The following is a 26,629-nucleotide window of genomic DNA, read 5'->3' as shown; positions in this document are numbered from 1 at the left end:
AGGCCGGGACGGCGGGCGACGACCCGTCCGTGGGAGCTCCCCCGACCGCGACGACTCCCCTCGAGGACCCCACCGCCGCCGACGGGTCCACTGCCCCGGACGGAGAGACCACCGGGACGGCCGGGACTGACGACGAGACCACGCAGGACGATGCGCTCGACGCCCTAGCGTCGGGCGGGCAGGCGCCCTCGGGCCAGGTACCGGCTCAGCAGGCGGCGCAGGAGCAGGCAGCGGAAGCACAGACGGCCGAGGACGAGCTCACCCATGTCGAGTCGGACGGCAACGGGCCGAACCCGGACCAGTCGGCCCGCAACCAGTCGACCGGTGACAGGTCGACCGGGGACGAGTCGGTCCAGGACGCGCAGGAGGCCGCCAGTGGCCTGAGCGCCCAGGCCGACGCCTCCGCCGTCCAGCCGCGCGACCGCTCGAACCGCTCCCCCGCCGGCTCGACGAGCGCCGCCACCCCTCGCGGCCGGCTCACCTGGGCGCCTCCCCGGCTCGACGCGCCGATAACCGTGCACGTCTCCGACAAGAACAACAACCTGCAGCTGCGCGACGACCGTGACTACGTGATCGACATGCCGGACGCGAGCCTGCGCGCGGCGAACGGTCTGACGATCAGCGGCGGGAACGACGTCGTCCTGATCGGCGGGGAGATCCAGGCATCGCTGCGCAACGGCACGGCACGGGGGCTGTACCTGAAGAACCAGACGGGCACGATCCACGTGGAGGGCCTGCGGCTCTCCGGGGACCGGGCGACCGAGGGGATCAACCTCGACCAGCGGAAGGGCGCCACCGTCCAGCTGCAGAACATCGCTGTGGGCACCGTGCGCGGCTCCTACTCGGGCAACCACGCCGACGTGCTGCAGACCTGGGGAGGCCCCGAGGTGCTGCGCATCGACCGGCTGGACGGCTCGACCACCTACCAGGGCTTCTTCCTGGACCCGACCAAGTTCCACGACGACACACCCAAGCACTTCGACTTCCGCAACATCGTCCTGCGCGACGTCGGACGGACCAGTGCGTACCTGATGTGGCAGTCGGGGGACTTCCCGATCACCACGCAGAACGTGACCGTCGTGCGCAACCCCGGCAAGGCCTTCCCGAAGTACGTCCTCCGCTCCCGCGTCGGCTCGTGGCAGGACGTGGCGAACGGCAGCAGCGCGACGCCCAGCCCGCTGCTCGGGAAGCCCGGGCTCGGGTACACGACCCCCGGATACGCCAGCTGACCGGCGCACCGGCGCGCCAGATGCACCTGATCGGGCGACCGTCCGACTTCACTCAGGGACCGGCCTCGACGTAAGTTGCATCGCAACACCGTCGACGGAGCGAGGACCTGATGAACGAGCGGGGAACGTCCGGCACGCCGGACGCGGCGGTGGTGGCGGTCATCGTCACCCACTACAAGTCGGTGCCCGCGCTGCGCGCGTCACTCGAGTCCATCCGCGACGTGGCCGACCTGTCCGCGACCGAGGTCGTCGTCGCGGACTCGGAGGTCCAGGCAGGCACCGAGGCGGTGGTCGCCGAGATCCTGCCGGACGCCACCTTCATCGGCTTCACCGACGACGTCGGTTACGCGGTCTCCGTGAACGCCGGCCTCGAGGTCACCCAGGCCCCGTACGTGCTGATCCTGAACGCCGACGTCCGGATCAGCCCCGGGATGATCGACGCCCTGGTCAACGCCCTCGAAGAGGACGACAGGCTGGGTCTGGTCTCACCGGTGCTGCGGTACGACGACGGCACCCTGCAGGACTCCGCCTTCCGCTTCTACCGGCCGACCACGATCGCCTACCGGCGAACGAGACTGGGACGTACCCCGTGGGGGCGTCGGGCGCTCGGCCGCTTCTCCGCCCCGTCCCGGCTGGTCGAGCAGGAGATCGACCGTCCAGGGGGGCAGCCGATCCGTACCGACTGGGTGCTTGGCGCTGCCGTGCTCGTCCGCAGGGCTGCGTTCGCGACCGTCGGGACCGCGGACACGCGGTACTGGATGTACTTCGAGGACGTCGACTGGTGCCTCCGGATGTGGCAGGCCGGCTGGGAGGTGGCGGTCGTGCCGACGGCGCAGGCCCACCACACCTACGGCCGCGCCAGCCGTGGGAAGGGCCCCCGGGCGCTGCTGAACAACCAGATGGCGCGCGTCCACCTGCGCTCGGCCCTGAAGTTCTTCGCCCGCCACGGTCTGCACCCCGACCGGACGCCGCGATCGAGATGGCCGTGGGCCCGCCGGACCGGACGGGTCGCCGCCGCCCCGGCAGCCGCTCCGGGCCCCGACAGGGCTCCTGCGGGCCGATGACGGTCCTGCTCGCGTCCTCCGGCGGAGGCCACCTCAAGCAACTGCACGAACTGGTCCCCCGACTGGGGCTCGACGGTGAACCGCGGCTGTGGGTCACCTTCGACGGCGGCCTGAGCCGAAGCCTGCTGGCCGGAGAGGACGTCGTGTTCGCTCGTCACGCGGTACCGCGTGACGCCCGGAACATCCTGCTCAACGCCCTCCACGGGGCCGGCCTGCTCCACCGGAGACGCTTCTCCACTGCGGTCAGCACCGGTGCCAGCCCGGCGGTCTCCTACCTCGTACAGACCGCACTGCGCGGGGTGCCCAGCCACTACGTCGAGACCGCGGCCCGCGCCACCGGCCCCTCCCTCACCGGGCGGATCATGGCCCGGGTGCCCCGGGTCACCACCTACACCCAGTACCCGTCATGGGCCTCGGACCAGTGGCACTACAGCGGCTCGGTCTTCGACGCCTATCAGAGCGGCACCCCGGTCACCCGCTCGCCGATCCGGTCAGCGGTGGTCAGCCTCGGCACAGCCGAGTCCTACGGTTTCCGACGCCTGGTCGAACGTCTCGTGCCACTGCTGGACGGGTGCCAGGTCACCTGGCAGACCGGGGCCACGGACGTCAGCGGTCTCCCCATCCGCGGGCAGGACCGGGTTCAGCACCACGAACTCGCGGCAGCGATCGCTGAGTCCGACGTGGTGGTCTCCCATGCCGGGACCGGTGCCGCCCTCACCGCACTGGAGCACGGCCGGATGCCGCTCCTGGTCCCGCGCCGGGCGCAGTACGGGGAGCACATCGACGACCATCAACAGCAGATCGCGGCCGAGCTGTCCCGCCGGGGGCTGGCGGTGGCCCGTCAGGTCGAGGACGTCGACCACGAGAGCCTGGCGGAGGCAGCCTCCGGCGGTGTCATACGACTGCCTGCACCCCCGCCGTTCCGCCTGTTGCCCAGGTGAGGGGAGCCGGCCGACCGAGTCGGTCGGTCCGCTCCCGGCCGGAGGTCAGTCCCCCGCGTAGCCGGGGGACTCGTAGTCGACTCCCGGCTCCCCGGCGGGCGCATCCGCCGTCGTGCTCGACGCACCGACGGCGACGTCGTCCAGGTCGCCCTCGAGGAGCTGGTCACGGTCCTTGTCGGTGGCCGGCACGACCGTGACGTCCTGGACGCTGAGCCACGGCGCCTCGTCCTCGGTCCACATCAGGTAGGCAGCGTCGTCCGTGCCGGTCAGCGTCACGCGACGGAAGTCCCATTCCTCGATCTGCACGTCCCCGAACTGGAAGGGCAGGAGGAAGAAGCCCTGGTATCCAGTGTTGCCGGTGAACCCGTCGATCCTCAGCGTCGAGGGTCCGGCCCATGTCTGGATGAGGTCGGCGTGGTTGGCGTCCTCTTCCCCGGTGACCATGTCGACGTGGATGTTCTCCAGCTGCACGGTGGCTCCCTTGCGCTGGTCGAGGTTGATCCCTTCCAAGAGCCCGTCACCGCCGATCGACAGTCCCTCGATGTGCACGGTGCCGGTCTGATCGATCAGGTAGAGCGCACGCTCCTCGGCCTCGATCCGTCCACCGATCAGGACGACGTCGTGACCGCCCTTGATCACCAGCCCGCCGTCTGCTTTGAGCCCGTCCTCCGGGAGGACGATCCTGTAGTCGCGGTCGTCCTGCAGGCGCAGGCTGGTGTCCTCGGCCGTCACGTTCACCGTGAGAGGGGCATCCAGCGTCGGCGGCGCCCAGGTCAGCCGTGCGCTCTCCGGGACCTGCGGATCCTGACCGTCATCGCCTGACGGCCCGGGTGCGACCCCCTCGCCGTCCCGGGACACCAGCACGGTCACCAGCACGACGGCCGCGAGGACGAGGAGGGTCAGCGCCGAGAACAGCACGCGGCGGTACCGGGAACCCAGCAGGCCACCTCGTCCCCCTGGTGGGGGAGACGAGGTCTCGGGACGCTCGATCGTGCCACGCACGGGCTTGCCGCCTTCCGGATGTGGGCATGGAACTGACCCCCGCGACGAAGCCGTCAGGGCACCGCAGCCGACGCTGGCGCGGGACGAGTCGCTTGCCACCTTACGTGCCCGTCCGCCGCGTGGGCCCGGCTCCGACGGCGAGGACCTGCACGTCGGTGCCGGTCGGCAGCCCGGCACCACTCACTGCAACGGGATCGCGGCCGGCTGTCCGGTGGCCGCGGCCGCCGATCCGAAGAACATCTCGTCCTGCTCCGCGCGCAGGCGGTCGGCCAACCGGTCGGCCGGCAGCCGCACGTCGGCGTAGCCGATCACCTGGTCCTTGGGGACGTCGTGCAGCAGCACGGCCCCCTCGGCCAGCCCCACCGGCAGCAGCCGGTCGCGGTGCGTGGTGTCGGCCCGTTCCGCCTCGCCGTAGTAGTGGTAGCCACCTGGACGGTCGAGCAGGGTGCCGGCGGGCAGGTCGACCTTGGCCACGGTCACCACATCGACCTGCGGGGCACCCATCGGCCGGATGGCCGCGTCGCCCAGGAGTGCGGCCCGCGCCACCGTGATGGGGACCTCGAAGTGACAGAGGTGGTAAGGCGTGTAGAAGCTGTACAGCGGTCCGGTGCCGAGCTTGTAGAGCTCGAGGTAGTGCCGCTGTCTCGGGTCGTCGTGCTCGGCGAGGACGTAGACACCCGGACCGGGCTTCGCACCCACCACGTAGTCGACCACCCCGCCGAGTGCGCGCAGGTCCTCCACGTCGTAGACGCCGGTCAGCTCGTCGACGTGCCCGGTGTAGTCCATGGCGTAGAGACCGCGCTTGGGGACCGTCAGGCCGGCGGCATTGGCGACCAGCGCCTGCTCGACACTGACCTTCGTGCCGTCAGCGAAGCTGGTGACCATCCACGGGTCCTGCCCCCATCGCTTGGCGAACCCCTCCTGCGTCGTGGGGTTCCGGTACGGGTCCTGCAGGCCCTTGATGTTGCCGGCGACCCGAGGCGTGAGCCCCAGTTGGCGGACGAAGCGGATCAGGTTCATCTGCACACCAGGCTGATCGCCGTCGGCGCCCGTGTAGACCACGCCTGCAGCATCGGCCTTGGTCACCAGCAAGGGCCCCAGGGTGGCATCGACCTCGGCGTTGAGCAGCACCAGATGCTTGCCCGCGGCGATGCAGGCGAGGGCCAGCTCTGCACCGAACGGCACCGACCCGGTGGCGTCGACGACCACGTCCACCCGGTCACTGGACAACAGCACGGCGATGTCGTCGGTGACGGCGACCTGCCCGGCCGCAGCCACTCGATCGACCGCGGCACCGGAGTCGGCGGCGACCGGCCGTCCCCCTGCTTCGACGACGGCATCGTGGGCCTTGCCCGGCGTCCGGTTGGAGACGACGACCAACTGCATGCCCGGCGTGCTGTTCACCACCTGGTTGATCAGGCCCCTGGCCATGAACCCCGCACCCACCAGTCCGAGCCCCACCGGGTGGGCATCGGTCTGGCGCTGCGCGAGCAGCGTGTCGATGGCGATCATGCCGGCCGGCCCCCCGCGAACAACGCGCGATTGGCCTCGTCGTCGAAGGCTGCCCAGGACCTGTCCTTCTCCGACACGAGGGAGACGGCCGCCGGCCAGTCGATGGCGAAGGCCGGGTCGTCGTAGCGGTACCCCACCTCTGCACCGGGCGCATAGGGGACGCTGACCATGTAGAGCACCTCCGTGTCGTCGGTCAGCGTCTGATAGGCGTGGGCCAGGTGCGGTGGGAGGTACAGCGCTGCACCGTTGTCGGCCGTCAGCTCGACCTGCACGCGCTGGAGGTAGGTCGGCGAGTCGGGTCGCACGTCGACGGCGACGTCCACGATCGCGCCGCGAGTGCAGCGGATGAACTTCGCCTCCGGGTGACCAGGCAGTGACAGGTGGAGGCCGCGTACGGTCCCGGCTCTGTGGTTGAACGAGACGTTGCAGTGCGCCACAGCGGTCGTCAGGCCGTGCGCGGCGAACTCCTCCTCGGCGAATCCACGCGCGAACCACCCGCGTTCGTCCTGACGCCGTTCCATCTCCACCAGGTGGACACCGTCCACGCCTAGCCGGGTGAACCTCACGTGGCGCTCCAGTAGAGCTCGGGATCGACCTGGGCGGTCCGCATCAGGTGTTCGATCTGCTTGAGCCGGGTGTGCCCCCGGCCGGTGAACGTCGCCTCGTCCATGTCGATCGACCGGAAGACGCGGTGCAGCTGCGCGGCTCCGGCTGCAGCGTCCCAGTCGGTCCCGTAGCCGGGCAGCACCTCTGCGATCTTGTCGAAGGCGACGCGGTAGCTGCGGTTGTCGGCACTCGGGTCGCCGAAGGTGAGCTCGCACCCGGGGAACTCGGCCGCGACGATCTCGGCGATGTCGCGGACCCGGTAGTTGTTCGTGTCGCTGCCGACGTTGAAGACCGCACTGTGCACCCGCTCACGCGGAGCCTCCACGGTCATGCGGACCGCCTTGGCGATGTCGAGTGCGTGCACCAGCGGGCGCCACGGCGACCCGTCGCTGGTCATCGCGATCTTGCCGGTGGTCCAGGCCAGGCCGGAGAGGTTGTTCAGCACGATGTCGAAGCGCATCCGCGGGCTCGCGCCGAAGGCCGTGGCGTTTCGCAGGAAGGTCGGCGAGAAGTCGTCGGACGCCATGTCGCCCACGTCGCCCTCGACGAGCGCCTTGCAGCGGGCGTAGGCGGTCTGCGGATCGACCGGGCTGGACTCGTCGACCACCCCGTCGGCCACCCCGTAGACGCTGCACGACGACATGTACACGAAACGGGGCACCCCGGCGGCCTTGGCCAGCTGGGCCAGGTGCACCGACCCCCGGTGGTTGATGTCGTAGGTGACGTCGCCGATCAGGTCGCCGATGGGGTCGTTGGACAGCTCGGCCATGTGGACCACGGCGTCGACGCCCTCCAGATGGACCGGCTCCAGCCTCCGGATGTCCAGCGCGAGCGTCTCCGGGACCCTGTCCAGCCCTGGGTACAGCCAGCCGTTCTTGTAATAGCCGGTGTCCACACCGACGACCTCGTGTCCGGCTCGCAGCAGCTCCTGCGCAGCCAGGCACCCCAGGTAGCCCTCGGTTCCGGTGACCAGTACTCGCACGCTTCGTCCCCGCTCGTCTTCCATCATCTTCACCAATGGGATCGCGACGCTATCGCGATCACGCTCCGCACACGGGTCAGGTGACTGACGGCCGCCAGGGACCATGGCCCGCTCACCGCCGGCGTGCACGGTGCTCACGGCCCCCTTCGCGCCGACGCAGTGCTCACGACCGGCAGCCCACAGCGACCGGACGGCTCACCGCACCCGGAGGGGGCTCAGTCCTGCCAGACCTTCCACTCTGCTTGGCCGTCGTCCCACAGGCCGTTGAGCTCCTTCCAGTCGCGGAAGGTGTCCATGCCCATCCAGAAACCCTCGTGCCGGTAGACGCCGAGCTGCCCGTCACGAGCCAACCGCTGCAGCGGCGTGTGCTCGAGCATCTCGTCGGTGGCCTCGGCGTCCAGGTACCGGTCGACGAACTCACGCTCGAAGAAGAAGAAGCCACCGTTGACGAACCCCGTCTGGGACTGCTTCTCGTTGAACTGCACGACGTCGTCACCCTCGATCACCATCTCGCCGTAGCGGCCGCTGGGGTGGACGCCGGTCAGGGTGGCGAGCTTCCCTGAGGCGACGTGCGTCTTCAGCGCGCTGGGCAGGTCGATCGCCCCGATGCCGTCGCCGTAGGTGAGCGCGAAGACCGGGGCGTCCAGGTACTTCGCGACCCGCGCGACCCGGGCACCGGTGGCCGTGGTCAGACCGGTCTCCGCGAACGTGATCTCCCAGTCCTCGTCGGCGACATTGGTGTGGAAGTCCAGCTCGTGGTCCCCGCGCATGCGCAGCGTGAAGTCGTTCATCCGCACCCGATGGTCGACGAAGTAGTCCTTGATCATGTCGCCCTTGTAGCCGAGGCACAGCACGAACCGCCGGAAGCCGTGGTGGGCGTAGGTCTTCATGATGTGCCACAGCACCGGTCGACCACCGATGTCGACCAGGCCCTTGGGCAACTGCTCACTGGCCTCTCGCAGGCGGGTGCCCATTCCTCCGCAGAGGATGACGACCGGGATGTCCGCCGGTGCGACGTCGCGGGTGTCCATGAGGTCCTCCTGATCGACCGAGCGCATGTCGGTGGGGACCTTACGTCTCTTTCCCGGGCGATCAGTCGTGATGAAACCGGCAATCACCCGTTCGTGCACTCATCGGGTGGCGTCGGCTCGCGGTCCGCGCCGTAGTGGCTTCTCACCGAGCAGTACGACGCGGATCGGGTTGTACCGGCCGAACAACCGCTCGAAGAGGATCGGCAGCAGGATCCCCGCCGTCATCCCTGCGGAGAAGACGACGGCCCGGCTGTCGATGCCGACCCCATCCAACGCGACCCTCGTGCCGGCAGCTGCGATCGTGTGCAGGAGGTAGATGGTGAAGGCATAGGCGCCGATCCAGGCCATCGGCCGGTTCTGCAGCAGCTTCCGCGCCTGGAAGAGGGTGGCGGTGCCGGCCATGCCGACGACCACGGCCAACGCCCGTAGCGGGATCGTGAGCGGCGACGTCTCGACGCCGTGCGCCAGCATCACCTGTTGGACGGCGAGGCCCAGCACGAAGAGGGCCAGCAGGCCGATGGTGAGCGGTCGAGAGGAGAGCGCCTCCCGGTGCCGGGCCAGTCCGTACCCGAGGACGAAGAACGGGAAGAGCAGGAGTGCTCCGCTCAGCCTGAAGACGTCGAAGTCGGACGGCACCTCGATGACGACGTAGAGGCCGACGCCGGCAACGAGGGTGATGCCCCAGCTGCGCAGCGTGTCCAGCCGATGTGTCGCGTCGAGGACGGCGATGACGATCATGACGAGGAACAGCGCCTCGAGGAACCACAGGTGCGAGTACCCGTAGAGATAACCGCGGGCGATGTCGGTCAACGAGGGACTGGCGTTCGTCGACGCGCCGCCGGCTGCCTGGAGGAGACCGACGATCAGGACCAGGGGCAACAGCGGCAGCAGCAGCCGTCGGCTCTTGGCTCGTAGGAAGGAGGGCACAGCCGGCCAGCCGGGTACCGGCCGCATCGCGTAGACGTAACCGGAGATGACCGTGAACAGCGGCATCCGGATGTACTCCAGGGAGTCCGTCAGGTAGCGGCCGACGGTGTTGCCCGACACCGCCATCCCCGTGCCGGCGTCCAGCCCGTAGACATGGCTGCCCACCAACATCAGGACGGCCAGGCCGCGGAGCGTCTGGACGGACTGGTCACGCCCCCGACTGCGCTTCTCGGTCATCGGGTCGGCACCGACCGGACGATCTGCGCCCGGTCGGGCGTCGGGCCTGACGTCCCCGGCCATGAAACCCCCTTCCTCGGGCGCGACTCTTCGCCCACCGCTCCAGTGGTAGAGGTTCCCGCCGGATCAGCGCGCTCGCTGGGCGCGGCGGGACTCCGCGTTCCTCTGAGCACCTGGAGCGGCCTGCCGACTACGAAGCGCATCGGGTCTCACCGTGTGAGTCACCTGCGGGTTCGACGCGCCACCGCTCCGGCGAGTCCCGCGCGGGCTCGCTCGAACCGACTCGGCAGCTCAGGGAGCCGCCACCAACTGCCGAGGAGGCCGTCGTACTCCCCGATCCTCGACAGCAGGCCCGACCCGGCATAGGGGCTGAGCTCACCGAACCACAGCTCGCCGTCCACCTCGTAGAAGTCGACGCGCATCATGTCGAAGCCGGCGGACAGGGCCTCGGCACTCGCCAGCATGTCGGCCAGCCGCTCGGGACGCGGCACGGCGGTGTCCCCCGCGACCAGTGGCTCCCAGTCCGGGGTGTACGGGAAGGCCCGGTGAGCGCTGAACCTGCCGGTGTGCACCTCGACGAGGCGCGGTACGCCGTCGAAGACGAGCACCTTGTAGTCGTCGGGCACCTTCCCCGGCTCGCCGATGAACTCCTCGACCAGCAGGCACGGCCGTGCGCTGCGGTACGCCCATTCCCCCGTGACGCGCCAGTGCTGCTGCTCCGTCCAGCCCCGGGTGCGCTCGACCAGGTCGGCCAGGTCCGGCCTCCCGTGCCCCAGGTGGACCCGCGCGGTCGAGTGGTTCGGCTTCAGCACCCACCGATCCGGCAGCTCGACGTCCGCCAGTTCGGTCACATCGGTGCCGACCCAGTAGGTGCGTGGCACCCGCAACCCGAAGGACCCGGCCGCCTCGGCGCGCTCCTTCATCGTCAACTTGTCGCACGTACCCTCGAGCAGGGGGCGACGGTCCTTGATGATGCGCCAGTTGACCTTCTCGTTGAAGGTCTGCGGGTCGGACAGTCGCAGCGCGCGATGGAACCGCCGGCGGTACCAGACCCGTCGCCTGAGCGACACGGGGACGAGCCGGGTGATCTGGGGGCGTAGCTGGGGGAACATCATCGCCAATCGAGGAGTGTCAGTGGACCGCGTGGAACGTGGTCCACGCGGCGGTCGGACTGGTCATGTGCCGCGTCGCACCGCGTCCTCGGCTCGGGGCAGCGGGTGGCGGGGTCTCTCACGGCGCCCTGCGGACGCGTGCACGGCGGCATGGGACGGCGCCCGGCAGCCGGCGCCGGAGTCCCGTCGGTCTCAGCCGGCGCGTCGGCCCAGGGCCCGGTAGGACCAGCCCGCGGCGGTCCAGCTCTCCCGGTCCAGCGCGTTGCGCCCGTCCAGGATCCGCTTCCGCCTGACGACCGCGCCGAAGGCGACCGGGTCGAGGTCGCGGTACTGCTGCCACTCGGTGAGCAGCAGCACCGCGTCCGCACCTCGGGCGGCCTCCTCGGCGGTGTCCACCACGTCGAGCTGCGGCCAGCTGCGCTTGATGTTCTCCCCCGCGGCCGGATCGGTCACCTGGACGACGGCGCCCTGCAGCTGGAGCTGGGCGGCGACGTTGAGCGCGGGCGAGTCGCGTATGTCGTCGCTGTTGGGCTTGAAGGCGGCCCCGAGCACCGCCACCCGCTTGCCGAGCAGTGAGCCGTCGCAGACCTCGCGTGCCAGTTCGACCATCCGGATCCGGCGGCGCATGTTGATGTTGTCGACCTCGCGCAGGAAGGTGAGCGCCTGGTCGGCGCCCAGCTCCCCGGCCCGCGCCATGAAGGCACGGATGTCCTTGGGCAGGCAGCCACCGCCAAAGCCGAGTCCGGCGTTGAGGAACTTGCGGCCGATCCGGTCGTCGTGGCCGATGGCATCGGCGAGCAGCTTCACGTCGGCGCCGGTGGCCTCGCACAGCTCGGCCATCGCGTTGATGAAGGAGATCTTCGTGGCCAGGAAGGAGTTGGCCGCGGTCTTCACCATCTCGGCGGTCGCATAGTCGGTGACGACCTTGGGGGTGCCGGCCTCCACGATCGAGGCATAGACCTCGTCGAGCATCGCGCGAGCGGCCTCGCCCTCCGCACCGGCTGCCAGTCCGTAGACCAGACGGTCGGGGTGCAGGGTGTCCTGCACGGCGAACCCCTCGCGGAGGAACTCTGGGTTCCAGGCGAGCATCGCGCCCGGCACCTTGCCGGCGACCACGTCGGCCAGCCGGGCGGCGGTGCCCACCGGCACCGTCGACTTGCCGGCGACCAGGTCGCCGGGCTTGAGCGCCACGAGCAGCGACTCCACGGCCGCCTCGACGTAGCGGAGGTCGGCGGCGTACTCGCCGCGCTTCTGCGGCGTCCCCACGCAGAGGAAGTGCAGGACGGCATCCCCTGCGTCGGCCATGTCGGTGCTGAACCGCAGGCGACCGGAGGCGATGGAGCGGCCTAGCAGTTCCTCGAAACCGGGCTCGTAGAAGGGCGCTCTGCCATCCTGCAGCGCCTCGACCTTCGGCCGGTCGACGTCGATGCCCACGACGTCGTGGCCGAGCTCGGCCATCGATGCCGCATGCACGGCGCCCAGATAGCCACAGCCGACAACCGAGATCTTCATGCACTGCTCCGCGAGGTCGAGGGAACGAGGACGCGCTTGACCGTGACTGCGCGTCCCCGCGCCGACGAACGGTACGGCGCGTCGAGACGATGGACCAACGCCGGTTCACCCACCTGGGCGTCGCACCGCCTCGAACGGGAGGCCCCGGCACGGGCGTGCGACAGCCGGTCGGCAGCTGCCGGCCGGGTCACCGACGGCTCTGGGCCGGCTTCCTGCGACCGAACCGGGGCGCGCGATCGACGCCATCGACGTTAGCGTGGCGATGTGTCCAGCTCAGGGAGCCCGCTCCCACCGCAGTCCCTCGTCACCAGGCGGACTTCCGTTGCACGCATCAGGAGGCTCGCGCACTGGATCCGGTTGTTCGTGCGGCTGGAGCGGCGACAGTACGTCGGGGCGCTGCACCCCTCGATGTGGCGACGCGGCTTCCTCTCCAACCGCCGGTATGCCTACCCCGGGATCGAAGACCGCTCGCTGCCCTACATCAGCGACCTGATGGTCGAGCCCCGTCTCGCCTCCTTGAACGACGCCTCGGCCAGGAAGTCCCTCGACGACAAGGCGCTCTTCGCCGACGCGCTGATCGCGCGCGGTCTGGCCGACCAGGCACCGGAGACCTTCGGCGCCGTCATCGGTGGCACGTTCCGCCCGCGCTCGCCCCGTGCACTGGAGAGGCTGCGCGAGCAGCGGTCCGTGATCGTGAAGCCGGCGAACGGGGACGGCGGTCGAGGAGTCCGGGCGCTGCCCGGCTCGGAGGTAGCAGACCTCCATGAGGACGCCGCCCCCGAGCAGGTCGTGCAGGAGCGGCTCCAGCAGCATCCCGCGCTCGCTGCGGTGAACCCAGGATCTCTGAACACCATGCGGGTTCTGGCCATCCGCCTGCCCGCCGACGGCCCGGTGGTCGTCGCGGCCGTCCATCGCTGGGGCACCGCCGCCACGGGGGCCGTGGACAATGTCAGCTCAGGCGGGCTGTGCAGCCTGATCGACCTGGAGACCGGGCGGCTGGGCCCGGCGCTGGGTGCACCCCGGGACCGACGGCGCGTGCCGCTCGACCGGCACCCGGACACCGGCGCGCAGATCACCGGTCTCCCGGTGCCCTGCTGGCCAGAGGTACGTCAGCTCACGCTGTCGCTGATGGACGCCTTCCCCGACCTCGACCACGTGGGCTGGGACATCTGCGTCACAGCGGCTGGCCCAAGGGTGATCGAGGGGAATCCCGGCGTGCCCAATCCCAACGTGTTCCAGTTCCACGGGCCGTTTCTGCACGACTCACGAATCCGGCGGTACTACATCGACCACGGGATCCTGGCACCCAGATACGCGTGACCAGGAACAGCTCCAGACGTGAGACAGCCATCGTTCAGCTGACCTCAGCGTGTTATCAGCGTCGTCTCCGCCGTCCTCACCGCACGGGGGCGGGGGCTGCTGCGGGGTGCGACCTGTCCAGCACGCCGGCGGCGCGGAGCATGCCCCGCAGTTTGCGCCACCCTCGCCGACCCGTCACGGCAGCACTCGGGGCGAAGTCGACGCCGTCGCGGTTGGCGAGACTGCACGGCACGCATTGTCCGCATGCCCTTCCGTTCCACGGATCTTGGCAGAACCACCGTTGGACGAGCACGTCGTAGAACCCGTGCTCACGGGCGACCGCCCCCATCAGCTCCTTCGTCAGGTGCATCACGGGGAAGGACCACCGGCGCAGAGCCTCTGCTTCCGGGGACCCGTTCAGTTGCCGAGGTTCTGTGAACACGAGCCGCTCCCACGCCGGCATGCCTTGCGGATAGCCCGCGAGGCAGACCTCCACCTCGGTCCACCCCTTGGCTTCGGTGACAGCGGCGAGCCACGGGTACTGCTTACCAACGGGGGCTCGCTGACCGATGGCAGTCCACAGGGCTGCCATGTCCGGGCTGGGTGGGTACTGCTCGGCCATCACCAGGATGGTGGGAGCCAACTGGGCAGGATCGTCCAGCCGGGGCAACAGCGTCTGACGCATGCGCTCCATCGTCTGCATCTCGGACAAGGCCGTCCGCCGCGCGACGCTCACTGCGTAGATGGGTTGCACCGACCGTCGTTCGATGAGGAGCAGCTGCATCAGTCGGAACGATGAGTCCCATCCGCCCGTCCAGAACAACATCACTGGGTCACTGGCCGGTGAAGAAATCACGAGACGGGACGGTACGGAACCTACCGCCCATCCGCCGGGTGGAGGCAGGGTCAGCTACCGCCCCCGCCCATTGCTCAAGGGCTCACAACGGCAGCGATGATCGGACGCAGCCCCTCGACATGGCTCCGCTGCGTAGGGCGGACGGACGGAGATCATCTCCCGGCTACTCTTCTCAACGACCCGGGGCTGCTGCACGACCCCGTCAGCGCCGGTCCGGCACCGGCGAGCGCCTCGTGCGCGGGAGGAGTCACGTGTCGACCGACACCGAAAGCACCATCCCAGACTCTGAGGGAAGTCTGCGGCAGCGGGCTACTCAGGGGGTCCTCTGGACCGCTTTGGAGAAGTGGGCGGTGCGGCTCAGCACGCTCGTCGGCTTTATCCTCCTCGGCCGGCTCCTGGAACCCGAGGAGTTCGGGGTGGTCGCCCTCGCGATGACCTTCATCTCGATCCTCACCATCGTCAGTGACGCTGGGTTCACGACATACCTGGTGCAGCTTCGGCGTTTGACGACGACCATCACCAGCACCGCGTTCTACATCTCGCTCTGCCTCGGCGCTGCGCTCGCCCTAGCCCTGGGCGGACTGGCGGGCCCGATCAGCGCCATCCTGGACGCCGAGCAGATGCAGCCCATCCTCGCCGCCCTGGCCGTCTCGCTGTTCATCAGCGGCCTCAGCAGTGTGCCGGCCGCTCTGATGCAGAAGGACTTGCGCTTTCGCGAGTTGGCCGTGCGCCAGGTGCTCGCAACGGTGTTGTCCGTCGTGGTCGCCATCGTGCTCGCCTTCGCCGGGGCCGGAGCGTGGGCACTCGTCGCTCAGACCCTGGTACGGGTGACGATCTCGACCATCGTGCTGTGGGCCACCGCGGGCTTCCGTCCTCGGCGGACGTTCTCTGTTGCGGAGATGCGGGTGATGAGCGCCTTCGGCGCGAAGTCGCTCGGCGCCCATCTCGCCAACGCCTTGCGGCAGCAGGGCGAGGTCTTCCTCATTGGGGTCCTTGCGGGGACGGCAGCACTGGGCTTCTGGACCGTCGCACAACGACTTGTCCAGGTCATCGTGGACGTCTGCACTTCGGTGTTCAGCACGGTGGCCCACCCGGTGTTCGCCCGACTCCAGGCCGACCCGCCGCGCTTGTCGCGAGCGCTCGGTACCGCTCAGGCGACCGGCGCCCTCGTGCTGGTCCCCGTCCTCATGGGCCTGTCGCTGACCAGCGACCAGGTGGTGCCTGCGGTCTTCGGTCAACAGTGGGCGCCGGCTGCGGGTCTTGCGTCCCTGCTGGCCGTCCGATCACTGATCACCGCCATGTCGACCTTCAACCGCTCCGTGCTGATGGCCACCGGCAACCCCGGGGTCGAGTTGCTCGTGACTCTCGTGCTGCTCGCCGGTCAGCTGGGCCTGGTGTTCGTCTTCGCCGACGACAGCCTCCTCACCTTGGCGGCCGTGCTGACCGCCTGGACCGTCCTCGCCCTTCCCATGCGGGGCGTCCTCGTACACCGTCTGCTCCACGTCCCGGCACGGACCTATGCGCGCACGGTCCGTGTGGTCCTGGCCGGCGGGGTGGCGGCGGGCGTCGTGCTGGCCGCGCAGCAGCTCCTGCAACTGACTGACTGGGGCTATGTCGTCCTGGCGCTGGCCCTGGGCGGCGTCGTGTACCTGGGGGTCGTCCTGCTGATCGCCAGGTCGGTCGTGACGGAGGTCGTAGATGGCCTGCGCACGACGCTACGCCGCCGGAGCGGCGTTGCGACCTGATCGTTCTCCGCGGCGGCGCCCCGGGTGCCGGAAGGGAATCGGCGCCGCACGGCTACCCGAGGGCCGGCTCGCCGGCGGCTGCTGACCACGACGCGACACTCACCATGCTGCGGTCCAGATCGGCGACGCTGGCCGCGCCGGCAACGGCGAGGACATGCCTGAGGTCGACGGCGAGGGCGTCCAGCGCTGCGGTCACCCCGGCTGCGCCGTCGGCGGCGAGCGCCCACAGCATCGGGCGGCCCACCAGGACGGCGTCCGCGCCCAGGGCCAGGGCCACCAGCGCGTCCGTCCCGCTGCGGATGCCGCCGTCCACCAGCACCGGCGCCCGACCGGCCACGGCGGTCACCACGTCGGCCAGCGCGAAGGCGCTGGGCACGGCGCGGTCCAGTTGTCGCCCACCGTGATTCGAGACGATGACCCCGGCAGCCCCGGCGTCCAGGCACCGCTCCGCCTCGTCACCCCGGAGCACGCCCTTGACCAGCACCGGGAGTCCGCTGACCCGGGCCAGCTCGGCGATGACGGCCGGCGTCATGGCAGGGTCCTGCTCCGCCGCCTGACGCCCCACGGTCCCCGGCAGCAGGTGCTGCGCCAGGTTGACCAGGAACTCGTCGTCCGGGACGGAGATGCGGACACCGCCGACCTTGCTCTTGCGCCCGACGTAGGGGGTGTCCACCGTCAGCACCACGGCAGTCGCCCCTGCGTCCGCCGCACGACCCACCAGCGCATGCGTGAGCTGACGGTCGCGCATGCCGTAGGCCTGGAACCACCAGGGACCAGTCGCCGCTGCGGCGACGTCTTCGATCCGCCGCGACGAGCGCGTCGAGAGCACCCCCAGGGCACCTGCCGCGCCCGCACCGGCGAACGTCGCGCACTCCCCGTCCCGATGGGCCAGGCCGTGGAAGGCCATCGGCGCCACGATGAACGGCGAGGTCACCCTGGTGCCGAGGAGCTCGACGCCGATGTCCACGCTGGAGACGTCGTTCAGCACCCGGGGGCGCAACCGGAAGCCACCCCAAGCCGCCTCCGCCTCGCCCGCCGTCACCTCGTCGCCTGAGCCGGCGGCGTAGTAGTCGAACACGGCAGGCTCCAGCACCTCCCGCGCCGCGGCCAGTTGCTCCCCGAGCTTGGTGTGCACGTCGCGTCCTCCGTCTCATCCCGCGATTCGGCGGCACCTCGTGCCGCCAGCATCGGCACGTGTCCCGCAGTGCGTCGTCGGCCACGGCAACACGGGCCACCTCGATGGACCCGCACCGGACGGCCGGCGAGGCGGTCTACCCGCACAGTCTCAGGCCGACCGGTCTCTCCGAGGTCCAGCGGCGTGTCGATGGTGACACGCTGTCCTGCTGTAGGCGCGGAGTGCCATACGAATTACCTTGCTGTGAGTCGATCGAGCGGTCGGCGGCGCAAGGGGGAACAGTGCACGACGCAGGACCTGGTCCGGAGACCACGGGCCGTCACCGCCGGGGCGAGACGACTCCGCCGCTGACCGACACAGGTCGGCACCGCGCCGTCATCGCTGAGCTCGACCCCACACCCGAGCCGGCCCGTCGGCGACACGCAGCCGACGTCGCACCGAAGGCCCACCCCGACGCCGTCCGCCGCAGGCGGAGTCGCGCACCGCAGCGCATCCTGGCCGGCACCGCCCTGCTCGCCGTCGCCCTCGCCCCGGTGCTCGCCCGCTCGAACAGCGCCCTCGGCCTGCACGACGCCCTCGCGGCCGAGGTCGCCGCCCACCCCGACCGTGCCACCGACACTCTCGAGGCGATCAGCCGCGGCGGGCTGATCGGCACCGCGACCTCTGCGCCCGCCCGGGACCAGACGACGACCACCGACTCGCCGTCGGGCGGCGGGGCGTCCACAGCCGGCACGCCGTCCGGTCGCAGCAGCGCGGCGAGCAGTGCGGACCCGGCGCCGGCCGGCAGCGCCGGCGGGCCGGGGACCACCGCGGCGACTCCCGATGTCGCGGACGACGGGACCGCGCCCGCTCCCGGCGACACCGTCATCGAAACGGCGACGCCCCCCACGTCGCAGCGGACCGAGCAGGAGCAGACGACGTCGGTTCCATCACCTGACGGAACGCCTGACGCCACGGTCCTGTCCCAGGACGACGCGCCGCTGCCGCTTCCGGCGCCCACCAACCCGGCCCCGACGGCGACCAGCACGTCTCCCGCTCCCGAGCCGACGACGTCCGCGCCTCAGCCGACCGAGACGTCCACACCGATGCCCACCGAGTCACCTGCGGAGACGTCCGGTGCCATCGGGGAGATCATCGACCTGGTCGGCGACCTGATCGGCGGCTGAGCCGCCGGTGCGGCCAAACGCACTCACCCGCCGGCCTCCCTCGTCCGGGCGAGCAAAGGCGTTTCGGAACTCAACTGACTCCGCCGACGGGACGACAACCCGTTCATGCCGATCGCCGCCAACTCGGTCGCCTACGAGGTTCTGCCGCAGCTCGACCTCCAGGCCACCAGCGCCATCTCCCTGCTGCCCACCCGGGCGACCCTGATCGACCGCCTCGCTGAGCGGACGCCGACCTCCGACGTCGCCCCGGCCGCGCTCGTGCTCGTCGGGCTGCTGCGCCGCGACAACGGCTGGCCCACGCCCGGTGCCCACCTCGACCAGGTCGCGGCGGCGCTCTCGGCCAACGTGCGGGGCGATGACTGGCTGGCCCGGTCCGGCCCCAGCGAGTTCGCCGTGGTGCTCGACAGCCCGGCGCACCACGCCGAGACGGCGGCCAACCGCCTGCTGCAGGTCGTGGCCGACGTCGGCGTCCCCGGACTCACCGCCTGTGCGGGCATCGCCGGGCTCTCCCCCGACGCCGCACCCACCGAGGTGCACCGCCGGGCCACCCTCTGCCTCACCGCCGCCCGGAGCGTGGGCGGCGGCCGGGTCATCCGCTACGGCGGCGCCCGTCGCTGACCTGACCCCGCCGCAGCGGCGCGGCGAGCCCCCGGCCGATCGGCTGAGCCTCCCCCAAGTCCTGCCCCGTGCCACCGAGTCCCGGCGGCACGGGGCAGCTCCACTTGGGGAGAGCGCGCACACCGCCGGGATCGGCCGTCAGGCTGCGTAGACCAGCACCGCGGTCTGGAAGACGTCCCCATCGGTCGACGACGCCTCGTCCACCGTGATCCGCACGGATTCCGTCGTCCGGGCCAGGAAGGTCGCCGTGAGCTCCCCGGTGGGCATCGGGAACAGCGGGACGACGACCGCGGAGCCGTCCGAGAAGGTCAGCGTGACCTGAGTGGCTCCGCCGAAGGACCCGGTCGGGTCGCGGAAGACCAGCCGGCCGACCTGCACCGGGGCGGCCCAGGTGAACTCGGTCCAGGACCCGACGGCCTGGCCGGGCGTGCCGTCCGCGATCCAGGCACTCGAGACCAGGTCAGGCCCCGCCGGTGCCGTGGTGGGGTCCGCCGTCACCGTGGCCACCTCGGCCGGATCGGTCGGCTCGGCCGGATCGGTCGGCTCGGCCGGATCCGTCGGCTCGGTCGGCTCCACCGGGTCGACCGGCTCCGTCGGCTCGACCGGGTCCGTCGGGGTCGTCGGGTCTGTCGGCTCCACCGGCTCCGTCGGCTCCACCGGCTCCAGCGGCTCCGTCGGGGTGGTGGGATCGGTCGCTGCGCCGCCCGACCACACCTGGACCTCGGCGAGCCCCACGTTGCTGGTCTCCTCGCTGACCCCGGTGACGGTCAGCCGCAGACTCGTGGTCGTCCGGCTGGCGAAGGTCAACTGCGTCCCCGCACCGGCATCGTCCAACGCCGGCACCTGCACCGTCGAGCCATCCGAGAACGTCAACGTCCCCGCCGTCACCTGGTCACTGCCGTTGGGACGGTCGTTGAGCACCACCCGGTTCACCGTCACCGGCTCAGCCCAGGTCAGCTCCAACCAACTACCGGCGCCACCACCCTGCGTCGCCCACTCCGCCGTGTGGTCACCCGGGTAACCGTCCACCACACCGTCGACGGCCTTCACCGCGGTCTGCCCGTCACTCGGGTTCTCCGACGACGCGACCACCGACGCCGCACCCGCGACGTTCGCCACCGGCGTCACCGGCTCGACCGGCACAGTCGGCTCCGTCGGGTCCGTCGGATCGGTGGGCTCCGCCGGGTCAGTCGGCTCCGCCGGGTCGGTCGGCTCCGTCGGGTCGGTCGGCTCCGTCGGGTCGGTCGGCTCCGCCGGCTCGACCGGTTCCGTGGGATCGGTCTCCGCGCCAGTGGTCCACGCCTGGATCTCGGCGAGCCCCACGTTGCTGGTCTCCTCGCTGACCCCGGTGACGGTCAGCCGCAGACTCGTGGTCGTCCGGCTGGCGAAGGTCAACTGCGTCCCCGCACCGGCATCGTCCAACGCCGGCACCTGCACCGTCGAGCCATCCGAGAACGTCAACGTCCCCGCCGTCACCTGGTCACTGCCGTTGGGACGGTCGTTGAGCACCACCCGGTTCACCGTCACCGGCTCAGCCCAGGTCAGCTCCAACCAACTACCGGCGCCACCACCCTGCGTCGCCCACTCCGCCGTGTGGTCACCCGGGTAACCGTCCACCACACCGTCGACGGCCTTCACCGCGGTCTGCCCGTCACTCGGGTTCTCCGACGACGCGACCACCGACGCCGCACCCGCGACGTTCGCCACCGGCGTCACCGGCTCGACCGGCACAGTCGGCTCCGTCGGGTCCGTCGGATCGGTGGGCTCCGCCGGGTCAGTCGGCTCCGCCGGGTCGGTCGGCTCCGTCGGGTCGGTCGGCTCGACCGGTGTCGACCCCGGCGTCCAGGCCTCCAGCTCGGCGAGGCCGACGTTGTCCGTCGTCGCGCTGACGCTGGTCACGCTGAACCGCACGCTCGTCGTCGTGCGCGGGCTGAAGGCCACCGTCACGGCGCCACCGGCGTCGTCAAGTGCTGGCACGGCCACGGTCGACCCGTCGGAGAAGCTGAGAGTGCCCCCGGTGACCCGGTCACCGGCGTTGGGCCGGTCGTACAGGACGACGGTGTCGAGTTGCACCGCCTCCAGCCAGCTGAGCTGCAGCCAGCTGCCGGCGCCACCACCCTGCGTCGCCCACTCGGCCGTGTGGTCACCCGGGTAGCCGTCGACCACTCCGTCCACCACCTTCTTCGCGGTCTGCCCGTCCGCGGTGTTCTGCGAGGAGGCGGTCACCGTCGCGGCGGCCGCGAGGTTGCCGTCCGTGATCGGCGCCGGCGGGGTGTACATGTCGGTGGACAGGTGCTGACGAGGGAACCAGGTGCCCTCGGCGCGCACCGAGCAGTCACTGAGGGTCTGGCACATCTGCGAGTCGTACGGGGCGTAGGCGAGGAAGGCGTCCTGCTTGGCACTGAGCGCCGCCCCGGAGACGTTCTCCTCGAGCTGGGCGCTCGGGTAGCCCAGGTACCCCTGGATGGGCACGGCCGGCGCGTGGGTGTTGCGCGCCTGCACCGTCAGCCGGGCCACCGTGTAGTGGTCGCTGTGGTCGCCGTCGCCGTAGTCGCCGAGCTCGTCGAGGGTGCGGATCTCGGTGGCCCCGCTCGAGGTGATGAGCGCGCCGATGGTGTCGACGACCTCGGTGGTCGTGTAGGTCTGGATCGGCTCGTCGACCGTCGTCAGCGACGCGATCTCGCCCGCGTAGAGCTGCTGGAGGCTGGTGAACCCCGAGGTGGTGGTGCCGCTGCCGTCCATGTTGCCGTCGGGCAGGCGCAGGAACACCAGCGAGATCTGCGGTGCGGCGACCAGCGTCGACCGGGTGACGACCTTGCCCGCGACCGTGCCGGCCGTGGTGGTCCACTCGTTCGAGACGCCTGCCATCGTCGCGTAGGCGGCACGGACACCGGCTTCCCGGCTGCGCGAGTACGTGGTCCCCCGCCCGCCATCGCCGGAGGTGACGTACACGGTGCTGACGCACCCGCCGCCGGCGACGTCGGCCTGCACGGCGGGGTTCTGGAAGAAGAGGTCGTCGTCCGGGTGCGCGATGACGCTGATGCTGCATCCGGTGGCCGCCGATGCGGGTGGGGCCACCACCCCGCTCAGCCCCAGCACGGCCAGGACGCTGAACAGGCTCAGGGTGGTGACGCCTCGCAGCAGCCGCCCCCCACGGCCGGGGACCCGGGGCGAGATCGGTCCGGGAACGGACGTCGCCGTGCTCATCGGTGCTGTGGTCACAGTTCTTCCTCCGTCGACGGCCGCCAGCACGGCGACCGTGACGGACCGTAAGCACACCGGGGGGTCTGTCGACCCGGTCGGCATCCCATCGGGTGACCAGGCCGGGGCCACGATCCCTCGATCAGGTGCCGCGATGCGTCGCCCGGGTCCCGGTGTCACGAAGGGTGCGGTACCGGCACCCGGCCCAGGACGACGTCGTCGAGCCGGTCCAGCACCGGGGAATCCCGCTCGAACTTGCGGGCGAAGAACTTCCCGGACGCCAGGATCCCGGGCAGGTCCTCCTCGGCGAACACGTCCGGCCGGCCCGACCCGGCATCGCTCCACCGGATGTGGTGCAGCGACGCCCGCTCGACCCGGACGTCAGGCGCGTTGACCAGCAGCGTGTGGGTCAGCGACTCGCTCGGGATGACGGCGTGCTGGAAGTGGTCGACGACCTCCGCCGAGCTGTCCACCAGCTCGAGCAGTCGCCGCGTGCCGCGTCGGGACAGGGCGAACCAGGCAGAGCCCCACCAGATCGGGTACTCCACGGAGAAGGGGCCACGCCGTCCGACCCGCACGCCCACCTTGCTCGGGAGGGAGAGCTCGGGGGGCATCGGGTAGACGTGCAGCCAGGGCTGCACCCGGGCCAACGCCGAGCAGGCGAGCCCCCACAGCCGTGCCGCGGACCGGCGCACCGTCGGGGGCAACCGGGCACTGAGTCCCCACGTGGGCAGAGCCACCCGCCGGTAGTGGTAGCGCCAGTGGCAGTCACGCCGCTGCGCGGCCGACGCGATCTCGGTGATCGGCTCGGTGTCCAGGACAGCGTCGACGCCGCTGTTCGCCAGCCGGCGGCCGAGCTCGCCCAGCGGGGCTATCGGGTAGTCCTGCTCGGACAACAGCACCAGCCAGTCGAAGTCGACGTGTTCGACAGCCCAGCGCAGCACGTCCCACCGGGCGCGGTCGAGCGAGATGTCCCCCCAGACGATCGGGCTCTCGCTGGTGAACAGCCGTGCGCCGACGTCGGCCAGGAGTTCCGGGTCGATCGTGGAGGCGAAGACGTTGTGGAAGACCAGCAACGGCGCGTCGGGCTGCGCAGCCCGCAACGTACCCAGCAGTCGGCGCAGCTGGTCGGGTGAACGGTACGAGGAGACGAAGTACGCGACGCGGGGTTCTCGATCGGCGTCCGGTCGATGCATCGGCGGGATGCCCACGACGCCCCTCTCATCCGTGGCCCCGGAGACCACACCCGGCCGGCAGCCGGACCGGTGTGGTCCAGCGACGCGGCTACCCGTCCAGCGAGGACGGTCTCCAGCCGTGTCGCGCCCCGTCAATCCTCGGACACCTTCTGGGGAGTTCCCCTCACCCGATGGAGCGAGGGGCGTCCTGCTCCGTCCGGCAGCGGGCCGACGGGCCGGCGACCACTGTCGGGCACCAGCGGAGATGCGAGCCGAGGGCCTGTCCACCCAGAGTGACGAAAGCGCCACTCGCGTGGGTGAAACCGGGCCATCCAGGTACCGCCGATTGATCACTGTGGGTAGGAATGACCACAGAGCACGACGCAGAGTGATGAGCCACCGGGCTCGCCGCGACACGTGGGCGAGACCACCGGTGGACTCGCCCACCGCAGGACCAGCACGTTCCAGCAGCACGACACGGGTGAGCGTTGACCCGCCGGGCGCACATTGGTCGCCACAGCCCGGCGGAGAGCAGAGGCGAAACCGGACCCGTCCCCCTCGAGAGGACAGATCCATGCCCCGCCGCACCCCCACCGCGCTGTTCGCCAGCACCACCACCAACCCCCGGGTCAGCGTGGTCATCCCCACCTACAACGAGGCCAAGAACCTCCCCCACGTCTTCGCCCTGCTCCCCGCCGACGTCCACGAGGTCATCGTCGTCGACGGCTGCAGCATCGACGACACCATCGACGTCGCCCGCGCCCTCCGCCCCGACGTCAGGATCGTCCTGCAGAACCGGCGCGGCAAGGGCAACGCCATGGCCTGCGGCTTCGCCGCCGTCACCGGCGACATCATCGTCATGCTCGACGCCGACGGCTCCGCCGACCCCCGCGAGATCCCCGACTACGTCACCGCCCTCACCAACGGCGCCGACTTCGCCAAGGGCACCCGCTTCGCCAACGGCGGCGGCAGCTCCGACATCACCCGCATCCGCGCCTGGGGCAACCGCTGGCTCAACCGCGCCGCCAACCTCCTCTTCGGCACCCGCTACACCGACCTCTGCTACGGCTACAACGCCTTCTGGACCCGCTGCCTGGACGTCCTGGCCCTCGACGCCAGCGACCGCCCCGCCCAGCACAAGCTCTGGGGCGACGGCTTCGAGATCGAGACCATCATCAACACCCGCGTCGCCAAGGCCGGCCTCCACATCGTCGAGGTCCCCAGCTACGAGTACGACCGCCGCTTCGGCACCAGCAACCTCAACACCTGGCGCGACGGCCTCCGCGTCCTGCGCGCCCTGATCATCGAACGCCTCAACGGCACCGGCGCCACCCAGGCCGCCGCCATCCGCCGCATGCCCCCCGCCGCCCTCCCCACCCACGTGGCCGCGGCGTCCAACGACGTGGCACCGCTCCCCGCAGCGGCTCCCGCGCCGGCGTACCAGGTGGCGGGCAACCTCGTCCGCCCGGAGACCGTGCTCACCCAGAGCCACAGCGCCTGACCTGATGGGCGGCCGGCACCGGAGGGGCACCGCCGGCGACGATGCGGTGCCGCGCCGTCGCGGTACCCCGAGCAGCTGGGTCCCCTCCGCCGTGCTGGTGCTGACCGCCCTGCTGTTCGTGCCGGTCCTCGACCGGGTCCGCACCGAGCGGTCGTGGCCGACCGTGCTGGTCGGTGCCCTCGACGAGCCGGCCCACCTGCTGACCGCCGTGCTGCTCATCGGCGCAGTCAGCCGCTGGCCGAGCGGTCCCGTCGTCGGATGGGCGCTGGTCGGGTCGGTCGCCCTCGACCTGGACCACGTGCCGCTCTACCTGGGCTGGGAGGCGATCGGCTCACCCGGCGGCCGGCCGGTGACGCACTCGCTCGCCACCGTGCTGCTGCTGGTCGCCGCGGCGAGCCTCCCGGCGCTCCGGCCGGCCGGTCTCGGCCTGGCGCTCGGGGTGGGCGCCCACCTCGTCCGCGACCTGGCGACCGGTCCGGGCGTGCCCCTCGGCTGGCCGGTCTCCGCGGAGAGCGTGAGCCTGCCCTATCCGCTGTACCTGCTGGCCCTCGTGACCGCCGCGCTGGTCGCGCTGCACGCCGGCCAGCGGCGGGACCAGGTCAGCGGCCCAGCCCCCGCAGCCGGGCCAGCAGCGGACGGTGGAACTTCGCGCAGCCGCACAGGGCGCAGTCAGACCCGCGGCGGTAGTGCTGGTGCGCCTGGCGGGCATGGCCACACCCGCACGTCTTCCCCGCAGCAGCCAGCACGCGACCAGTCTCCCCGGCGCCCGACGGGCCCGGCAAGCGACGCTCCGGCCGGGGCGTGAGGTCGTGACGGCCCCCGACCAGCACGAGGTGACCGGCCGACCGGCCGATCCGCACGTCCGGGGGCAGTTCCACGGGCACGACCTCCGAGGTCACGGGCCAATGGCCGACGTCGGTCGACCGCCGGCAGAACCTACCCTCGGAGCTGCGCGCACACCTCCGGAGGCCCGGGCGCGCCGCAGGCCCCGGGTCCTGGCCACCGTCATCGCCTGCCTCACGCTGGTGGGAGGGGCCGTCGTCACCCGCCACTCCTCCGACGGACCGGTGCACGACCTCCCGGGCTGGGACCTGGTCCTGGTCCAGGACTTCGACACCGACGCCGAGCTGGGCGACTTCGCCACCAGGTACCCCGGCTGGGCCGGCTACGACGGGGCCACCGACACCTCGCGGGACTACGGACGACCCAGCGGCAGCCGCGGCCGCTACGACAGCCGCACCACCACCACCGTGGCCGACGGGGTGCTCGACGTCCACGTGCACACCCGCGACGGGACGCCGCAGGTGATGGCGCTGACCCCGACCACCGACGGCGAATGGTGGGACGGCCGGCTGCACGGCCGGTACTCGGTGCGGTTCCGCGCCGACCGCGTGCCCGGCTACAAGGTCGCCTGGCTGCTGTGGCCGACCAGCGACGACTGGACCGAGGGCGAGGTCGACTTCCCGGAGGGCGACCTCGGGGAGGACATCGACGGCAACGCCCACGACGTCACGGGCGATCCGGCGGAGAACGCCTGGTCCATCGAGACCGGCACGTCCATGCAGGAGTGGCACACGGCCACCATCGAGTGGGCGCCCGGCCGGCTCACGTTCCAGCTCGACGACCGCGAGTGGACGACCACCGACCCCCGCGCGGTGCCCGTGGACCCGATGCGGTGGGTGCTGCAGACCGAGACCCAGCTCAGCGACCTGCCGCCCGACCCCGGCGCCGCCGGCCACGTGCAGATCGACTGGGTCGCCGTCTGGGCGCCGGCCTGA

Annotated in this window: 22 protein-coding genes; 10 read left to right on the top strand and 12 right to left on the bottom strand. The window is 71.0% G+C overall.

What is annotated here, in order from left to right:
* Positions 1–29: 29 nt before the first annotated feature.
* The 3 genes from ACJTNH_RS02055 (at position 30) to ACJTNH_RS02045 (ending at position 3,234) form a co-directional block, all read left to right on the top strand.
* Entirely contained in the window at positions 30–1,229 is a 1,200-nt protein-coding gene (locus ACJTNH_RS02055; protein ID WP_458172592.1) for a hypothetical protein, read from the top strand.
* A 110-nt stretch (positions 1,230–1,339) separates the two neighbouring features.
* Positions 1,340–2,293 (top strand): glycosyltransferase family 2 protein, encoded by a 954-nt coding sequence (locus ACJTNH_RS02050; RefSeq protein ID WP_458172591.1) that lies wholly within the window; start codon positions 1,340–1,342, stop codon positions 2,291–2,293.
* Positions 2,290–3,234, top strand: coding sequence for a glycosyltransferase (locus tag ACJTNH_RS02045; protein ID WP_458172590.1), 945 nt, complete (start codon positions 2,290–2,292; stop codon positions 3,232–3,234). The genes ACJTNH_RS02050 and ACJTNH_RS02045 overlap by 4 nt, the downstream gene beginning before the upstream one ends.
* Before the next feature lie 45 nt (positions 3,235–3,279).
* Here ACJTNH_RS02045 and ACJTNH_RS02040 read toward each other — a convergent pair whose 3' ends face one another.
* From ACJTNH_RS02040 to ACJTNH_RS02005, 8 genes are all read right to left on the bottom strand, one after another.
* Positions 3,280–4,152 carry a hypothetical protein gene (locus tag ACJTNH_RS02040; RefSeq protein WP_458172589.1) on the bottom strand — a complete coding sequence of 291 codons (873 nt, stop codon included), beginning with the start codon at positions 4,150–4,152 and terminating at the stop codon, positions 3,280–3,282.
* A gap of 264 nt (positions 4,153–4,416) precedes the next feature.
* Entirely contained in the window at positions 4,417–5,748 is a 1,332-nt protein-coding gene (locus tag ACJTNH_RS02035) for an NAD(P)H-dependent oxidoreductase (protein ID WP_458172588.1), read from the bottom strand.
* Positions 5,745–6,293 (bottom strand): dTDP-4-dehydrorhamnose 3,5-epimerase family protein, encoded by a 549-nt coding sequence (locus tag ACJTNH_RS02030; protein WP_458172587.1) that lies wholly within the window; start codon positions 6,291–6,293, stop codon positions 5,745–5,747. The genes ACJTNH_RS02035 and ACJTNH_RS02030 overlap by 4 nt, the downstream gene beginning before the upstream one ends.
* A gap of 17 nt (positions 6,294–6,310) precedes the next feature.
* Positions 6,311–7,336: an NAD-dependent epimerase/dehydratase family protein gene (locus ACJTNH_RS02025; RefSeq protein ID WP_458172586.1), complete on the bottom strand. Its 1,026-nt coding sequence runs from the start codon at positions 7,334–7,336 to the stop codon at positions 6,311–6,313.
* A 215-nt stretch (positions 7,337–7,551) separates the two neighbouring features.
* A complete protein-coding gene (locus ACJTNH_RS02020; RefSeq protein WP_458172584.1) occupies positions 7,552–8,394 on the bottom strand; it encodes a sugar phosphate nucleotidyltransferase in 843 nt (280 codons plus the stop codon).
* 72 nt (positions 8,395–8,466) lie between these two features.
* The gene (locus ACJTNH_RS02015; RefSeq protein ID WP_458172583.1) at positions 8,467–9,531 is read right to left on the bottom strand and encodes an acyltransferase family protein; all 1,065 of its coding nucleotides are present in this window, start codon (positions 9,529–9,531) and stop codon (positions 8,467–8,469) included.
* 221 nt (positions 9,532–9,752) lie between these two features.
* Positions 9,753–10,646 carry an ATP-grasp fold amidoligase family protein gene (locus ACJTNH_RS02010; protein WP_458172708.1) on the bottom strand — a complete coding sequence of 298 codons (894 nt, stop codon included), beginning with the start codon at positions 10,644–10,646 and terminating at the stop codon, positions 9,753–9,755.
* A gap of 189 nt (positions 10,647–10,835) precedes the next feature.
* The gene (locus ACJTNH_RS02005; RefSeq protein ID WP_458172582.1) at positions 10,836–12,155 is read right to left on the bottom strand and encodes a UDP-glucose dehydrogenase family protein; all 1,320 of its coding nucleotides are present in this window, start codon (positions 12,153–12,155) and stop codon (positions 10,836–10,838) included.
* 363 nt (positions 12,156–12,518) lie between these two features.
* Between ACJTNH_RS02005 and ACJTNH_RS02000 the strand changes: the two genes are divergently transcribed.
* Positions 12,519–13,475 carry a sugar-transfer associated ATP-grasp domain-containing protein gene (locus ACJTNH_RS02000; RefSeq protein WP_458172707.1) on the top strand — a complete coding sequence of 319 codons (957 nt, stop codon included), beginning with the start codon at positions 12,519–12,521 and terminating at the stop codon, positions 13,473–13,475.
* A 76-nt stretch (positions 13,476–13,551) separates the two neighbouring features.
* Here the strand turns inward: ACJTNH_RS02000 and ACJTNH_RS01995 are convergent, their stop codons facing one another.
* The gene (locus ACJTNH_RS01995) at positions 13,552–14,238 is read right to left on the bottom strand and encodes a hypothetical protein (protein WP_458172581.1); all 687 of its coding nucleotides are present in this window, start codon (positions 14,236–14,238) and stop codon (positions 13,552–13,554) included.
* 323 nt (positions 14,239–14,561) lie between these two features.
* On the opposite strand from ACJTNH_RS01995, the gene ACJTNH_RS01990 reads away from it, so the two are divergent.
* Positions 14,562–16,055 (top strand): lipopolysaccharide biosynthesis protein, encoded by a 1,494-nt coding sequence (locus tag ACJTNH_RS01990; RefSeq protein ID WP_458172580.1) that lies wholly within the window; start codon positions 14,562–14,564, stop codon positions 16,053–16,055.
* A gap of 52 nt (positions 16,056–16,107) precedes the next feature.
* Here ACJTNH_RS01990 and ACJTNH_RS01985 read toward each other — a convergent pair whose 3' ends face one another.
* Entirely contained in the window at positions 16,108–17,190 is a 1,083-nt protein-coding gene (locus tag ACJTNH_RS01985) for an alpha-hydroxy acid oxidase (protein WP_458172578.1), read from the bottom strand.
* 281 nt (positions 17,191–17,471) lie between these two features.
* Between ACJTNH_RS01985 and ACJTNH_RS01980 the strand changes: the two genes are divergently transcribed.
* Together ACJTNH_RS01980 and ACJTNH_RS01975 are read left to right on the top strand one after the other, a co-directional pair.
* Complete coding sequence (locus ACJTNH_RS01980) at positions 17,472–18,356, top strand: hypothetical protein (RefSeq protein ID WP_458172577.1); 885 nt, start codon at positions 17,472–17,474, stop codon at positions 18,354–18,356.
* Positions 18,357–18,461: 105 nt separating this feature from the next.
* A complete protein-coding gene (locus ACJTNH_RS01975; RefSeq protein ID WP_458172575.1) occupies positions 18,462–18,974 on the top strand; it encodes a diguanylate cyclase domain-containing protein in 513 nt (170 codons plus the stop codon).
* A gap of 138 nt (positions 18,975–19,112) precedes the next feature.
* On the opposite strand, the gene ACJTNH_RS01970 is transcribed toward ACJTNH_RS01975, so the two are convergent.
* Together ACJTNH_RS01970 and ACJTNH_RS01965 are read right to left on the bottom strand one after the other, a co-directional pair.
* Complete coding sequence (locus ACJTNH_RS01970) at positions 19,113–22,196, bottom strand: DUF7402 domain-containing protein (RefSeq protein ID WP_458172573.1); 3,084 nt, start codon at positions 22,194–22,196, stop codon at positions 19,113–19,115.
* Positions 22,197–22,351: 155 nt separating this feature from the next.
* The gene (locus tag ACJTNH_RS01965) at positions 22,352–23,371 is read right to left on the bottom strand and encodes a beta-1,6-N-acetylglucosaminyltransferase (protein ID WP_458172572.1); all 1,020 of its coding nucleotides are present in this window, start codon (positions 23,369–23,371) and stop codon (positions 22,352–22,354) included.
* Between the two features lie 553 nt (positions 23,372–23,924).
* Here ACJTNH_RS01965 and ACJTNH_RS01960 point away from each other — a divergent pair.
* The 3 genes from ACJTNH_RS01960 to ACJTNH_RS01950 all read left to right on the top strand — a co-directional run bounded on the left by ACJTNH_RS01960 (position 23,925) and on the right by ACJTNH_RS01950 (position 26,629).
* The gene (locus ACJTNH_RS01960) at positions 23,925–24,851 is read left to right on the top strand and encodes a glycosyltransferase family 2 protein (RefSeq protein WP_458172571.1); all 927 of its coding nucleotides are present in this window, start codon (positions 23,925–23,927) and stop codon (positions 24,849–24,851) included.
* 91 nt (positions 24,852–24,942) lie between these two features.
* Positions 24,943–25,656, top strand: a complete 714-nt coding sequence (locus ACJTNH_RS01955) for a metal-dependent hydrolase (RefSeq protein ID WP_458172570.1) — start codon at positions 24,943–24,945, stop codon at positions 25,654–25,656.
* 262 nt (positions 25,657–25,918) lie between these two features.
* Entirely contained in the window at positions 25,919–26,629 is a 711-nt protein-coding gene (locus ACJTNH_RS01950) for a glycoside hydrolase family 16 protein (RefSeq protein ID WP_458172568.1), read from the top strand.

The organism is Modestobacter lacusdianchii (assembly GCF_054177765.1).
The sequence above is the reverse complement of the archived record's forward strand: the minus strand, read 5'-3'. Positions and strand labels throughout refer to the sequence as shown.

Excerpts from the sequence above, each read along its gene's own strand:
- ACJTNH_RS02050 (WP_458172591.1), top strand. The coding sequence starts at position 1,340 with ATGAACGAGCGGGGAACGTCCGGCACGCCGGACGCGGCGGTGGTGGCG.
- ACJTNH_RS02045 (WP_458172590.1), top strand. The coding sequence starts at position 2,290 with ATGACGGTCCTGCTCGCGTCCTCCGGCGGAGGCCACCTCAAGCAACTG.
- ACJTNH_RS02035 (WP_458172588.1), bottom strand. The coding sequence starts at position 5,748 with ATGATCGCCATCGACACGCTGCTCGCGCAGCGCCAGACCGATGCCCAC.
- ACJTNH_RS02020 (WP_458172584.1), bottom strand. The coding sequence starts at position 8,394 with ATGCGCTCGGTCGATCAGGAGGACCTCATGGACACCCGCGACGTCGCA.
- ACJTNH_RS02015 (WP_458172583.1), bottom strand. The coding sequence starts at position 9,531 with ATGACCGAGAAGCGCAGTCGGGGGCGTGACCAGTCCGTCCAGACGCTC.
- ACJTNH_RS02010 (WP_458172708.1), bottom strand. The coding sequence starts at position 10,646 with ATGATGTTCCCCCAGCTACGCCCCCAGATCACCCGGCTCGTCCCCGTG.
- ACJTNH_RS02005 (WP_458172582.1), bottom strand. The coding sequence starts at position 12,155 with ATGAAGATCTCGGTTGTCGGCTGTGGCTATCTGGGCGCCGTGCATGCG.
- ACJTNH_RS01995 (WP_458172581.1), bottom strand. The coding sequence starts at position 14,238 with ATGCAGCTGCTCCTCATCGAACGACGGTCGGTGCAACCCATCTACGCA.
- ACJTNH_RS01975 (WP_458172575.1), top strand. The coding sequence starts at position 18,462 with ATGCCGATCGCCGCCAACTCGGTCGCCTACGAGGTTCTGCCGCAGCTC.
- ACJTNH_RS01965 (WP_458172572.1), bottom strand. The coding sequence starts at position 23,371 with ATGCATCGACCGGACGCCGATCGAGAACCCCGCGTCGCGTACTTCGTC.
- ACJTNH_RS01960 (WP_458172571.1), top strand. The coding sequence starts at position 23,925 with ATGCCCCGCCGCACCCCCACCGCGCTGTTCGCCAGCACCACCACCAAC.